Origin of the sequence: Rhodococcus sp. 05-2254-6 (assembly GCF_002258565.1) — a bacterium.
Taxonomy (GTDB): domain Bacteria; phylum Actinomycetota; class Actinomycetes; order Mycobacteriales; family Mycobacteriaceae; genus Rhodococcoides.
Map to the genome: position 1 here is coordinate 1 of NZ_NOZF01000002.1, position 14,008 is coordinate 14,008.

Genomic DNA, 14,008 nt, shown 5'->3' on the forward strand with positions numbered 1-14,008 from the left:
GGTCCATTGACGCGGAGCGGGGGAGTGCAGAAACGACAACAGCGGCCCACTTCCTCGGAAGTGGGCCGCTGTCGTTGTCGAATTTTCTAGCCTTCGCCGACTGCGTTGAAGGCCTCGTCGATGATTTCGAGTTGCTCGACGGCGTGCACCTTGCTCGATCCTGACGACGGGGCGGACATTGCGCGACGCGAGATGCGCTTGATGCCGACCAGCTTCTCGGGGACGAGCTCGGGCAACGCGAGACCGAAGAACGGCCAGGCACCCTGGTTCGCAGGCTCTTCCTGAACCCAACGGAATTCCGTTGCATTCGGGTAGCTTTCGAGTGCTTCCCGGATGCGGCGGACCGGCACGGGGTAGAGCTGCTCGATGCGGACGATGGCGACGTCGTCGCGGTTGTCCTTCTGCTTGCGTGCGAGCAGCTCGTAGTAGAGCTTGCCGCTGACCATCAGAACTCGCTTGACCGCGCTGCGGTCACCGGTGCCGGTGTCGTAGGTGGGCTCGTCGAACACCGAGTGGAACTTGCCGTCGGTGAAGTCCTCGATGTTGCTCACTGCTGCCTTGTTGCGCAGCATCGACTTCGGGGTGAAGACGATCAGCGGGCGACGGATGCCGTCACGCGCGTGCCTGCGCAGCAGGTGGAAGTAGTTCGCGGGGGTCGAGGGGAGTGCGACGGTCATCGAGCCCTCGGCGCACAGCGTCAGGAAGCGTTCGATGCGTCCGGACGTGTGGTCGGGACCCTGGCCCTCGTGGCCGTGCGGCAGCAGCAGCACGACGTCGGAGAGCTGACCCCACTTGGCTTCACCGGACGAGATGAACTCGTCGATGATGGATTGCGCGCCGTTGACGAAGTCGCCGAACTGCGCTTCCCACATCACCAGTGCGTCCGGGTTGCCCACGGAGTAGCCGTACTCGAAGCCGACTGCGGCGAACTCGCTGAGGGCGGAGTCGTAGACCATGAACTTGCCGGGGTTGTCACTGCCGATGTTCTGCAGCGGGGTGTACTCGGCACCGGTCTTGCGGTCGATGATCACCGAGTGACGCTGGGTGAACGTGCCGCGTCGGGTGTCCTGGCCGGAGAAGCGGATGTTGCGTCCCTCGTCCACCAACGATCCGAGCGCCAACAGCTCGCCGAAGGCCCAGTCGACCTTGCCCTCGTGCGCCATCTCGCGACGCTTCTCGAGCACCGGCTTGACGCGCGGGTGGACGTTGAATCCGTCGGGAACGTCGAGGTGCGCATCGCCGATGCGGTGCAGCACTGCCTTGTCGACGGCCGTGGTGAGCTTGGCAGGCAACTGCTGGTCGAGTTCGACCGATTCGCTGGGCTCCGGGGTGTACTTCTCAAGTTCGCGTACCTCGTTGAAGACGCGTTCGAGCTGGCCCTGGTAGTCGCGAAGTGCATCCTCGGCTTCCTTGAGCGAGATGTCTCCACGGCCGATGAGCGATTCGGTGTAGCTCTTGCGGACGCTGCGCTTGGTGTCGATCACGTCGTACATCGCCGGCTGCGTCATCGAGGGGTCGTCGCCCTCGTTGTGGCCGCGACGGCGGTAGCAGATCATGTCGATGACGACGTCCTTGTGGAACTTCTGACGGAAGTCCACCGCCAGCTGAGCCACCCAGGCGCAGGCCTCGGGGTCGTCGCCGTTGACGTGGAAGATCGGCGCGGCGATCATCTTCGCCACATCGGTGCAGTACTCGGACGAACGCGAGAACTCCGGTGACGTGGTGAAGCCGACCTGGTTGTTGACGACGATGTGCACGGTGCCGCCGGTGCGGTAGCCCCGCAGATCGGACAGGTTCAGCGTCTCGGCGACGACGCCCTGGCCTGCGAATGCCGCGTCTCCGTGCAGCATCAGCGGCAGAACGGAGTAACCGCCCTGGCCGGTGCCCTTGTCCAGTAGGTCCTGCTTGGCGCGGACGAGGCCTTCGAGAACCGGGTCGACGGCTTCGAGGTGCGACGGGTTCGCGGTGAGCGAGACCTTGATGTCGTTGTCACCGAACATCTGGATGTACGTGCCCTCGGCACCGAGGTGGTACTTCACGTCGCCGGAGCCGTGTGCGGCGGCCGGGTTCATGTTGCCCTCGAACTCGGTGAAGATCTTCGAGTAGGGCTTGCCGACGATGTTGGCGAGCACGTTGAGGCGACCGCGGTGCGGCATACCGATGACGACCTCGTCGAGGGCGTACTCGGCGCTCTGGTCGATGACGGAGTCCATCATCGGGATGACCGACTCTGCACCTTCGAGCGAGAAGCGCTTCTGCCCGACGTACTTGGTCTGCAGGAACGTCTCGAACGCCTCGGCTGCGTTGAGCTTGCTCAGAATGTACTTCTGTTGCGCCACAGTCGGTTTGACGTGCTTGGCCTCGACGCGTTCCTGCAGCCAGGTGACCTGCTCGGTCTCGAGGATGTGGGTGTACTCGACGCCCACGTGGCGGCAGTACGAGTCGCGCAGAACGCTGAGCACGTCCCGCAGCTTCATCTTGTCCTTGCCGTGGAATCCACCGACCTTGAATTCGCGGTCGAGATCCCACAGCGTGAGGTCGTGGCTGATCACGTCGAGGTCCGGATGCATCCGGAACTTGTCCTTGGTGAACTGCAGCGGATCGGTGTCGGCCATCAGGTGACCGCGGTTGCGGTACGCCGCGATGAGCTCGAGCACGCGGGTGTTCTTGTCGACCGTGCCCTCGGGCAGATCCTTGCGCCAGCGAATGGGCTCGTAGGGGATCTTCAGCGAGTGGAACAGCTCGTCGTAGAACTCGTCGCTGATCAGCAGGTTGTGGATCGTCTTGAGGAAGTCACCCGACTCCGCACCCTGAATGATGCGGTGGTCGTACGTCGAGGTCAGCGTCATGAGCTTGCCGACGCCGAACTCGGCGAGACGCTCGTCGCTGGCTCCCTGGAACTCTGCCGGGTACTCCATGGCACCGGCACCGATGATGGCTCCCTGGCCGTTCATCAGACGCGGCACCGAGTGCACGGTTCCGATTCCACCGGGGTTGGTCAGCGAGATGGTGACGCCCTGGAAGTCCTCACCGGTGAGCTTGCCGTCGCGAGCGCGACGCACGATGTCCTCGTACGCGTTGTAGAACTGCGTGAACGTGAAGTCCTGCGTGTTCTTGATGGCAGCGACGACGAGGGAACGGTTGCCGTCCTTGCCGGGCAGGTCGATGGCGAGACCGAGGTTGATCGCGGCCGGAGTGACGGCGTTCGGCTTGCCGTCGACCTCGGCGAAGTGGCGGTTCATGTTCGGGAACGCCTTGACGGCCTGCACGATGGCGTAGCCGAGCAGGTGTGTGAACGAGATCTTGCCGCCGCGGGTACGAGCGAGATGGTTGTTGATGACGAGGCGGTTGTCGACCATGAGCTTGGCCGGAATCGCACGCACGCTGGTCGCGGTGGGAATCTGCAACGAGGCGGACATGTTCTTCGCCACCGCGGCAGCAGCGCCGCGCAGAATCTTGCTCGACTCTTCACCGAACTCGGCTGCGGCGGGCTTCGCGGGAGCGGACTTGGCCGGCGCTGCCTTCTTCTCGGCAGGCTTGGCAGCAGCGGCAGGCTTCGCGGCCTCGGCCTTGGGAGCGGCGGCTTTCGGAGCGGCCTTGGGTGCTGCGGCCTTCGGCGCGTCGGTCTTGTCGGGAGCAGAGGCGGCCGGCTTGGCTGGTGGCGCTGGTGCTGCGGGAGGCGCGGACTTGGTCGAGCTACCGTTCGAGGCTGCGCCGTTACCGGCAGCACCGTTGGATCCGGCGGTCTCGTCGGTTGCTGCCTCGGGGTCGTAACCGGTCAGAAACTCGTGCCAGCTCGCGTCGACGGATGAAGGGTCCTGCTTGAATCGCTGGTACATCTCGTCGACCAGCCATTGGTTTTGTCCGAATTGGGTAGTAGAGCTGCTGCTCACGGCAGTAGTTCGCCTCGTTTCTGTCTTCGTTCCCGTTCAGCGCGCGTACGTGTCCAGGCTAGACCGTTGGTCCAGCTCACGTGCGTCCGGGACGTAGCTGTGATATGTACTCACCGGTAACCATCGGCCTCGTTGTCGATGACACCTTCGATTATCGAATTATTCCCTCGGTTCGTTTCGGCTGCAGTCCACAACTGTGCGTAGAAGCCGCCCTGCGTGCGAAGCTCCGAATGTCGACCTACTTCCACGATACGGCCGCCGTCGACCACCACGATCAGATCTGCCCGCGCGGCGGTGGCCAAGCGGTGCGCGACGACCACTGCCGTGCGGGTCCGCGCGACGGCACTGCCGGCGGCGAGCACGGTGCGTTCGGTCGCGGGATCGAGCGTGGCGGTGGCCTCGTCGAGGAGCAGCAGGTCGGGGTCGACCAGCTCGGCCCTCGCCAGTGCGATCAGCTGTCGTTGACCTGCGGACAGCCCTTGGCCGCGCTCGCCGACGGGTTGGTGCATACCGCCGCGAAGTGCGGCGATGGTGCTCAGAGCACCCACCGAGCGTGCCGCGTTCTCGATGTCGGTGCGGCTGGCATCGGGTCTGCCGTAGGCGATGTTCGACGCCACGGTTCCGGTGAACAGGTGCGCTTCCTGCGGTACGACGCCGAGTCGGTGACGGTAGTCCGAGAGGCGATAGTCGCGTAGATCGTGGCCGCCGACCCGCACCGATCCGGAGGTCGGATCGTAGAAGCGGGCCAGCAGTTTCACCACTGTTGATTTGCCCGCGCCGGTGCGTCCGACCAAGGCGACGGTGGTACCGGCGGGGATGGTGAGATTTACCTCACTCAGGGCGTCGGAGTGGGCCCCGGCATACCGGAAACCGACATCGACGAGTTCTATGTCGGCGCGCAGGCGTCCGCCGGGAAGTGCGGTGGTGTTCGCGTCGGCGGAGGTTTCGATCGAGCTCGTGGTGCGCAGGAGATCCCCGATGCGGCCGACTCCGACGCGTGCCTGCTGGTAACCGTCGAACACCTGCGAGAGCTGCTGGATCGGTCCGAAGAGCAGCCCGAGATAGAGCACGAACGCCACGAGGGTGCCCGCTGTGGTGGTGCCGGTGGCGATCTGGTGCGCGCCGACGAACACGACGACGGCGAGGGCGACGTCGGAGAGCAACGTGATGAGGGGGAAGAACACCGAGATCGCGGTCTGCGATCGCATTCGACTCGCGCGGTAGCGGTCGGAGCGTTCGGCGAATCGTGATGCGGCGTACTCCTCGCGCCGGTAGGCCTGTGCGGCGCGCAGGCCGGTGACGTTCTCCTGGAAATCGGCGTTGACGATGGAGATTCGCTCGCGGGACGTCGAGTACGCCGCCGAGGAGATGCGTCGGAAGATCACGGTGGCCACGGCAAGCGGTGGCACGACAGCCAGCGCCACCAGCCCGAGAGTGGTGTCGGTGACGAGCAGAGCGGCGGCGATACCGACGACGGTCAACACACTCACCACGGCCGTCGATGCCCCGGTCTGTATGAACGACGACAGTGCGTCGACGTCGGTGGTCATGCGGGTCATGATGCGGCCCGACAGCTCACGTTCGTAGTAGTCGAGGCCGAGCCGCTGAATGTGCGCGTAGCTGCGGACGCGGAGTCCGAAGAGCACTCGCTCACCCGCCCGCGCGGTGATCACCGTCGTCCAGCAGACGACGAACCAACTCGCCGCTGCCAACACGACGCCGATCGAGGTGGCGATCCACAGGGTGTTCGAGTCTCCACTCGCCACTCCGTTGTCCACCGCATAGCGAACGAGCGAGGGGAAGGCGATCGAGGCCAGCGAGTCCAGCGCGAGAAGCACCACCACGACGGCGAGCAACGAGCGCACGGGGCTCAGCAGTCTCGACAGCCGGAACTCCGGGTCGGGTCGACGCAGCTGCGATCCGGATGTGCCCGGATCCTCGGTCGCAGGCGGCAGGGCCGCGACTGCCCGGGATATGGCGGGTGTGGGTGCGAGCGAGCCGAAAGCCCCGGCCATCGCAGTTCCGTGACCACCGCCGCCTCCGGGCGCGGGTGTCGAGACTGCACCGGGCTCGACCGTCGACTCCGGATCCGTGTCCGGCCAGAGCGTGTCGGCGGAGGGGTCGACGGTCGGCTCCGCACCGGGATCGTCGTTCTCCTCGCCGTCTCCACCGGCCAGGAGGGCCCGGAACAACGGACAACGCCGATCGAGTTCGTCGACGGTTCCGGTGTCGATGATGCGGCCGTTGTCGAGCACGGCGACGCGGTCGGCCAGGGTCAGGGTCGAGCGGCGATGAGCGAGAACGAGGGTCGCGCGCGTCCGGACGCCACGCAACGCGTCGAAGATGGCGGCCTCGGTCTCGGCGTCGACTGCGGAGGTGGCGTCGTCGAGGATCAGAATTCGCGGCTCGACGAGAAGAGCACGGGCCAGTGCGATGCGTTGGCGCTGGCCGCCGGACAGGGTGAGTCCGCGTTCGCCGACGAGGCTGTCGTATCCCTCGGGCAGCGCGTCGATGAAGGTCGATGCCTGTGCCAGCCGCGCCGCATGCTCGATCTCCTCCGCTGTGGCGTCGGGCCTGCCGAGGGCGATGTTGGCGGCGATGGTGTCCGAGAAGAGGAACGGCTCGTCGAACACCAGCGAGACCGCCTCGCGGAGCGACGTCGAGTCGAGGTCGTCGATATCGAACGACATTCCGTCGGATGTCAGCGCAATCTGTCCCTCGGAGGGGCGATAGAAGCGGGGGAGCAGCAGGGCGAGAGCGGTCTTTCCCGAGCCCGCGTGGCCGACGACGGCCACCGTCTCACCCGGCGATATGGTCAGATTCAGGCCGGTCAGCACATCGCGTTCGGGCTCGAACCCGAAGGTCACCTCGGAGATGCGGACTCCGAGCGGGCCGTCGGGCAATGCGACGGGGGCGGCCGGTTCCGGGTCGGACGGCTGGGTATCGACCACCTCGTAGACGCGCTCGACGGCCGCGCGGGAGAGCTGAGCCATGATCACCACCGACGAGACGGTGCGGGTCACGGCGGACAAGGTTGCGACGTAGGTGGCGAAGGCCAGGAACGTGCCGATCGTGATGTGGCCCTGCAGGGCCAGATAGCCGCCCAGGGCGATGACTCCGACGAGTCCGAGTTGCGGAATGGTGGCCAGCGACGGTGCGAACCGCGAGTTGATCTTCGCCGATCGCATGCGCTCGGCGAAGAGCGTGCGACCGAGCGTCTCGATGCGATCCACCGCACGGGCTTCCTGGCCGAAGCCCTTGACGACTCGAACGCCGGTGACGGTTTCCTCGACGTGCTGAGCCAGATCGGCGGCGCGTTGTTGCGCCGACCAGGTGGCCGCGAAGAGAGTGGGCCGCATTCGGTAGACCACGATGCTGACCGCAGGAACGATGAGTACTGCGACAACGGTGAGCAGCGGGGACAGATACGCCATCACCGCCAGCGCCAGTACGAACTGCAGGACGGCTCCCGCGGACAGCGGCACCATGGCCAGCAGACCCTGCACGAGCTGCAGGTCGGTGATCGACCTCGACACGACCTGGCCGGTGCGGATCTCGTCCTGCTTCCGACCGTCGAGCCGCTGCAGCGACGCCAGCAGGTCCAGGCGCAGATCGTGCTGAACGTCGATCGAGAGCCGGCCGGCGAGCATGCGTCGACCGAATTGGCATGCGAACCGGACCAGACCCAACAGTGCGATGGCGGCGGCGACGGTGGCGATCTTCTCGCCGTTTCCTGCGGTCGCGTCGTCGATCGCCGCCCTGGTGAGCAGCGGAAACGAGATGTCGATGACCGCGGCGATCATCGTCACGCCCAGGGCTCCGAGTGCAGTACGTCGATGCAGCAGGCACTGCGCGATCAGACGTCTGATCCACCCACGCCGGATACTCGGCGCGGGTTCTGCGCTGTCGAGTGTCGACGAGCCGCGTCGGGGTGCCGCTGCACGGTCTTTCACCGCATTACTGTGTGCCATCGATTCACCACGGTAGACCCGGGCACCGACAGCGTCGGCCTGCGAATGTGGGGACCGGTTGTCTGGGTCGTTCCGCAGGCTCCACTCCCGGTACCGACCTCAGTCGATGTCGCGAGTGCGGGCCAGGAACCAACCGACGCCGGTGAGAATCGCCGCCCACAGCGCGAGGCCGAGCGGTGCCCACGGCCACGACGCCAGGTCGCCCGCGTCGTCGAGTTGCGTCGCCGCCATGGTCGGCAGGGTCAGGTTCGACGGAAGCGCCACGGCGACCGATCCGAGCCCGAGTCCGAACAGGATCAGCGAGAGCAGACCCTCGCCGAACGGGAGCCAGGCGACGAGCACGACGGCGGCCCACGTCGGAGATTTGAGCAGCAGACCGAGGCCGGCACCGATGATCGACCACAGCACCACGGCGAGGAGGCACGATGCCACCACGCCGATGAACGCGCCGTCGAGCAGCACGGTCCGCTCGTTGAAGATCAGCAGGCAGATCAGGCTGGCCAGCAGCACCACCATGCCGTATCCGAGGCCGAACAACGCAGTGACGATCAGCTTGGCGGCGATCACTCCGTCTCGGCCGCGAGCGGTGAGGAAGCTGGTGGTGATGGTCTGGTGGCGGAACTCGGTTCCGGTGTTGACGGCACCGAAGATGCCGGCGAACAGAATCGCGGCACCGGCGGCGACGTAGAGACCGATGGAGGCGACCCCGCCGGAGATGTCCAGGTCCTCCTCGAACTCGCCCAGCTGGTTCGCGATCACCGACGTGATGACGGATGCGAAGACTCCGACGACGATCGGCGCGATCGCCAGTGCCCACCAGAACTTCAGTGTCGTGACCTTGAGGATCTCCGACGTCAGCAACGCGTTCATCGCGGGCCCCCGTTCCAGTTCTGCGGCGGAGCGTAACTCTGCGGCGGCGGGCCGTAACTCTGCGGCGGCGGGCCGTAACTCTGCGGCGGCGGGCCGTAACTCTGCGGCGGCGGGCCGTAACCCTGCTGCGGCCCGCCGTACGGGTTCTGTTGGACGGGTGCGGCGTTGTACTGGCTCGCGGTCATGGACAGGAACACCTGCTCCAGGTCGACGTGTTCACTCGTGGTCCCGAAGATCGTCACCTGGGCGTCGGCTGCGATGCGGGCGATCGTGGCCGCGTCGGTCCCGGCAACGCCGATGCGTCCGTCGGACAGCAGTTGAGAATCGTTGAAGCCGTTCGACGCCAACGCGAGCGCCAGTTTCGCCGGATCCGAGGCGGCGACGAGCACGCGGCTGGGGCGGGTGGACCGCAGTTGTGCGATGGAACCCTGGTATTTCAGCGAGCCGGCGCTGACGATCACCAGGTTGTCGACGGTCTGCTCGATCTCGCGCAGAATGTGACTCGATATCAGGACCGTTCGCCCCGATGCGGCGTATGCCTTGAGGAAGTCCCTCAGCCAGGCGATTCCCTCGGGGTCCAGACCGTTCGCGGGTTCGTCGAGCACGAGGATTTCCGGATCCCCCAGCAGCGCGGTCGCCAGCGTGAGGCGTTGACGCATGCCGAGGGAGAAGCCGCCTGCGGCGCGGTCGGCAACGTCACCGAGGCCGACGAGTCGCAGCACGTCGAGGGCGCGGCTGTCGGGTACGCCGATCGCGGCGGTGTAGATCTTCAGGTGATGGGCAGCGCTGCGCTTGGGGTGCACGCTCAACGAGTCGAGGACGGCCCCCACCGTGCGGGCCGGGTGTTCGGTCGTGCGGAACGGCGCGCCGTTGACGAGGCCGATGCCCGAGGTGGGTGCAACGAGCCCGAGGAGCATGCGCAGCGTCGTCGACTTACCCGAGCCGTTGGGGCCGAGGAATCCGGTGACGGTGCCGCGCGGGACGACGAAGCTCAGATCCGACACTGCGCGAACGGTGCCGAACTGCTTGGTCAGCGCCTGCGCCTCGAGCGCTGCTCCCGGATAGCTGGTCATCTGCGCGCAATCCCCCTGGCCGTTGGTCACCTCGTGTACCGGCTGCTCGCGGCAACCGGTACCCGAGGCTACGGGGTGCGCCCGACATCGCCCTCGAGAGCGCCGTCTTCGGTCAGCGATGCAGCGCGGCGGCGACCTCTCTGTACGTCTCGACCGGATCGGCCAGGTCGGGTAGCGAGTGCAGTGTCACGTGCGACGCACCCGCGTCGAGGTGCTCGTTCAACCGTGCTGCGATCGCGTCGGCGGTGCCGTGCGCCACCAACGCGTCGATCAGTCGGTCGCTGCCGCCGTCGCCGATCTCCTCGTCGGAGTAGCCGAGTCGGTTCAGGTTGTTAGTGTAGTTCCGCAGGTGCAGGTACGGGTTGTTGACCGGTGGTCGGCCGATCGAGCGCGCCTTCTCCGGATCCGACTCGAGGACCACCTTGTGCTCGGGTGCCAGAATCTTGTTCGGGCCCAATGCTTCTCGCGCATCTCGGGTGTGCTCGGGGGTCGTCAGGTACGGATGCGCACCCGCGGTGCGGTCGGCTGCCAGCGCGAGCACCCTCGGTCCGAGGGCTGCCAGGACGCGTCGTTCCACCGGAACTCCGGCCTCGTCGAGAGCGTCGAGGTAGGCCACCAAGGCGTCGTACGGCTTGGTGTATTCCTGCGTCGCCTCCGGGTGGCCTGCACCGATCCCGAGCACGAAACGGCCCGGGTGCTTGCTCTCCAACCGGTGATACGACGCGGCGACGTCGGCCGCTGCGTCCGACCAGATGTTGACGATGCCGGTGGCGACGACGACCGTCTCGGTGGCGTCGAGGATCTCTTCGGTGGTGGTCAGATCCGCAGGCGGTGAGCCGCCGAGCCAGATCGTGCCGTAGCCGAAGGATTCGATCGCGCGCGACAGTTCCGGGGTGAACGCCGAATGCAGTCGCCAGACGCCGTACTTGCCGAGTTCAGGTGTGGAAGTCATATCGGGTTCAACGCCGTCCTCGCGTGATGATTCCGCGGATGCCCCATCGGTTCAGGCATCCGGCTCGATGATGCGGTTCTCCGGGAACCGGGCAGGCGGAGGACCGAAGGCGTCGCGGGCGTTCTTGATGACGCCCTTGCCGACGGCGCGGTTTCCCGCCCCGCCGATCGCCGCGCCGATTCCGGCGGGAAGCAACTTGCCGACCAACAACGCGCTGCGTTTGGCGAGGTACTTGGTGATGAACTTCTTCACCAAGGACTTGTTCATGCTGGTCATCGATCCACCGGGAATTCGGGACGTGATCAGCGGTCCCCAGTTCTTGGCAGTCTTTCCGACGGTTCGCTGCACGATCTGCATGCCCGATTCGCCCAGCGCGACCGAAAGCACCAGGGCGCGTCGCTGCTGGTGGTTTTCGACGGGAATGCCGTGGACGGCCGCGACCGACAGCGTCAGCAATGCCGAGGACTCGATGAAGAACGCGGTTTCGGCACCCACCGCCGCGATCGAGGCGACGGTCCCGACGCCGGGGATCGCCGCCGCCCCGCCCACCGCGGAGCCGCTGCCGGTGACCGCGAGCAGAAATCGCTTCTCCAGCCGTTCGATGATTTGTGCCGGGGTGTCGTACGGGTGTGCTCGACGCACGTGCGCGACGTATTTGTCGACGGCGGGTCCCTGGAGGCGGCTGGCGTTGTCGAGGATGTTGACGAGCGCGCGTTCGAGCTTGCCTCCGTTCGAGACCTCGACCTGTGCGTCGTCCTTCTTGCCTGCCATCGATGTCTCTTTCGGTCGCGAGTGTGGTTGCCGGTCGAACCTGGGGTTCAACGCACCCAGTGATCGGGCGGAACGAGTTCGTCGGGCTTCGGCGGCGGGGGAGCGGTGCCGTCGCCGAAGGGTGATCCGCCCAGGGCTTCGCGGCCGTGGGGTTCGAGCCATCCGGTCAGGTCCGGTCCGTTCGGCACGATGCCCGACGGATTGATGTCGGTGTGCACCTCGTAGTAGTGCCGCTTGATGTGGTCGAAGTCGACGGTGTCGCCGAATCCGGGGGTCTGGAACAGGTCGCGTGCGTAGTTCCACAGCACCGGGATCTCGCTGAGCTTGCTGCGGTTGCACTTGAAGTGGCCGTGATAGACGGGATCGAAGCGCACCAGTGTGGTGAACAGGCGCACGTCGGCCTCGGTGATGTGGTCGCCGACCAGGTATCGCTGCGTGGAGAGGCGTTCGACGAGCCAGTCGAGGCGGGCGAACAGTCGGTCGTAGGCCTTGTCGTATGCCTCCTGCGATCCAGCGAATCCGCAGCGGTAGACGCCGTTGTTGACGTCCTCGAACACCAGCTGGGCCACTTCGTCGATCTCGCTGCGCAGGGCCTCCGGGTACAGATCGGGGGCCCCGTCGCGGTGATACTGCGTCCACTCGGTCGAGAAATCGAGGGTGATCTGCGGGTAGTCGTTGGTGACGACCTCACCGGAGGGAACGTCGACGATCGCGGGGACGGTGATGCCGCGCTCGTAATCGGGGAAGCGGGCGAAGAACGCGTCCTGAAGTCGAGGGATCTGCAGAACAGAGTCGACGCCGCCGGGCTCCTCCTGGAAGTTCCAACTCCGAGGATCATGGGTCGGACCCGGAATGCCGAGCGAGAGAACATCTTCGAGGCCGAGTAGCCGTCGGACGATGATGGATCGATGGGCCCACGGGCAGGCGCGCGCGGCGATCAGTCGGTACCGTCCCGGCTCTACCGGATACCCGTCCCGGCCGTCGGCGGTGATCCGCGTCGGGATGTAGTTGGTGTCGCGCTTGAATTCCTTGCCCGGTTCCACATATGCGGCATCGTCGGCCATGCTCTCGAACTCCTCACATCGATCGGTCTCATCTCGACGCTACCCAGTTCGGAGCCGGCTCAACCGGGTCACGGTCGGAGCGCTGCGGTGTGGCACGCGCCGATTTCCACATATCCCAGCCGCGCGGCGAGGCGTCGAGCAACGGCGTTCTCGGGTCGCGATCGCCACTGCGGAATCAGGCCGTCGTCGATGGCATCGTTGGTGGCCAGCCTGCCGACCACCTGAGCGTGGCCCCGTCGGCGATGGTCCGGGTCGGTCAGCACGCGCATGTCGGCCAGGATCAGTTGCTCCTCCGAGTAGCCGGCCGACGCTTGCGAATGGGCCGAGTCGGCAGGTCGGTCGTCGCCGAGCAGCGTGAACCAGTTCCTAGAGACCGGCTCGCCGAATGCTTCGGCGACGTCGGCGTCGCTGCAGTGCGCGGCGAGGTTGCGTGCGTGCTGCGCATCGTGGGAGATCAGCGGGTCGTGTACGTCGATGGTGTGGCCGATGTCCGAGCCGTACGCCAGCGTGTGGGTGCCGATCTCGTAGTGCGCCGAACGGTCGCCGAGCAGTGCCGTGATCCAGGTTCGGTCCGCGTTCGCCGGGCCGCTGATCGCGCGAGAGGCATCGACGGCCCAGGACGGTCCGACGATCACGGTGGTCTCGGCCAGTCGCAGCACGGTGACGTCGTCGGTGGCACCGACATGTTCGACGCGGTCGGCGTCGGTGTCGAGGGCTCGATCGTCCATCTGCAGGCGGCGACACCAGGCCAGACGGACGATGTCGAGTCGATGGGGATCGAAAGGGCGGGCATCGTGAGAGGGGAGATCCACGTCTGAAACCCTAGCCACCGGGGCGCTGAGCAACGTTCCGGTTTCACCGTCCAAAAGCAATCTTTCGAACTTTTTCGCCCCCGGTGTTTCGCTCGGCGCCGATAGATGGCAGACTCACTTTTGAGATTAGAGCTTCGACGTGAAGATCTAGCTCGCTTACAGAAGGTTTACAGAATGACGCAGGGCAGTGTGAAGTGGTTCAACGGCGAAAAGGGCTTCGGCTTCATCGAGCAGGATGGTGGCGGACCGGACGTTTTCGTTCATTACTCGGAGATTCAGGGTAGCGGCTTCAAGTCGCTCGACGAGGGCCAGCGCGTGGAGTTCGAGGTGGGCCAGGGTCAGAAGGGCCCCCAGGCTACCGGCGTCCGCGCCATCTGATTCAAGCTTCGTAACCCGACTTCTCCTGGTGGAGTGACCTTTCCGAAGTAAATTCCGCCAGAAACTCGGTGACAAGGCCGGATACACGGAAGAAATTCCGAGTATCCGGTCTTCGTCTGTTTCGAAGTGCCTGCGGCAGTGGTGTGAACAAGTGCCCTGGAAGGCACCCAACCGCACCACTGCCGCAGGCACTTCGAAACAGACGAAGACCGCATTCGCGGGGC

At 65.7% G+C, this 14,008-nt stretch carries 9 protein-coding genes; 1 reads left to right on the plus strand and 8 read right to left on the minus strand.

The window, feature by feature from the left end; translation table 11 throughout:
* Positions 1 to 86: 86 nt before the first annotated feature.
* The 8 genes from CH256_RS00105 to CH256_RS00140 all read right to left on the minus strand — a co-directional run bounded on the left by CH256_RS00105 (position 87) and on the right by CH256_RS00140 (position 13,406).
* Entirely contained in the window at positions 87 to 3,893 is a 3,807-nt protein-coding gene (locus CH256_RS00105; protein WP_094641319.1) for a multifunctional oxoglutarate decarboxylase/oxoglutarate dehydrogenase thiamine pyrophosphate-binding subunit/dihydrolipoyllysine-residue succinyltransferase subunit, read from the minus strand.
* A gap of 110 nt (positions 3,894 to 4,003) precedes the next feature.
* Positions 4,004 to 7,864, minus strand: a complete 3,861-nt coding sequence (locus tag CH256_RS00110; protein ID WP_373454759.1) for an ABC transporter ATP-binding protein — start codon at positions 7,862 to 7,864, stop codon at positions 4,004 to 4,006.
* A 99-nt stretch (positions 7,865 to 7,963) separates the two neighbouring features.
* The gene (locus tag CH256_RS00115) at positions 7,964 to 8,734 is read right to left on the minus strand and encodes an ABC transporter permease (RefSeq protein WP_094668544.1); all 771 of its coding nucleotides are present in this window, start codon (positions 8,732 to 8,734) and stop codon (positions 7,964 to 7,966) included.
* A complete protein-coding gene (locus CH256_RS00120) occupies positions 8,731 to 9,807 on the minus strand; it encodes an ABC transporter ATP-binding protein (RefSeq protein ID WP_094668545.1) in 1,077 nt (358 codons plus the stop codon). Before CH256_RS00120 ends, CH256_RS00115 begins: the two co-directional genes overlap by 4 nt.
* 112 nt (positions 9,808 to 9,919) lie before the next feature.
* Complete coding sequence (locus CH256_RS00125; protein WP_068053203.1) at positions 9,920 to 10,759, minus strand: LLM class F420-dependent oxidoreductase; 840 nt, start codon at positions 10,757 to 10,759, stop codon at positions 9,920 to 9,922.
* A 51-nt stretch (positions 10,760 to 10,810) separates the two neighbouring features.
* Positions 10,811 to 11,530: a hypothetical protein gene (locus tag CH256_RS00130; RefSeq protein WP_094668546.1), complete on the minus strand. Its 720-nt coding sequence runs from the start codon at positions 11,528 to 11,530 to the stop codon at positions 10,811 to 10,813.
* A gap of 47 nt (positions 11,531 to 11,577) precedes the next feature.
* Positions 11,578 to 12,594, minus strand: a complete 1,017-nt coding sequence (locus tag CH256_RS00135) for a glutathione S-transferase family protein (RefSeq protein ID WP_179271941.1) — start codon at positions 12,592 to 12,594, stop codon at positions 11,578 to 11,580.
* 68 nt (positions 12,595 to 12,662) lie between these two features.
* Positions 12,663 to 13,406, minus strand: coding sequence for a GNAT family N-acetyltransferase (locus tag CH256_RS00140; protein WP_143536488.1), 744 nt, complete (start codon positions 13,404 to 13,406; stop codon positions 12,663 to 12,665).
* 174 nt (positions 13,407 to 13,580) lie between these two features.
* Here CH256_RS00140 and CH256_RS00145 point away from each other — a divergent pair, with 174 nt between their 5' ends.
* Complete coding sequence (locus tag CH256_RS00145) at positions 13,581 to 13,784, plus strand: cold-shock protein (protein WP_008714360.1); 204 nt, start codon at positions 13,581 to 13,583, stop codon at positions 13,782 to 13,784.
* Positions 13,785 to 14,008 lie beyond the last annotated feature (224 nt).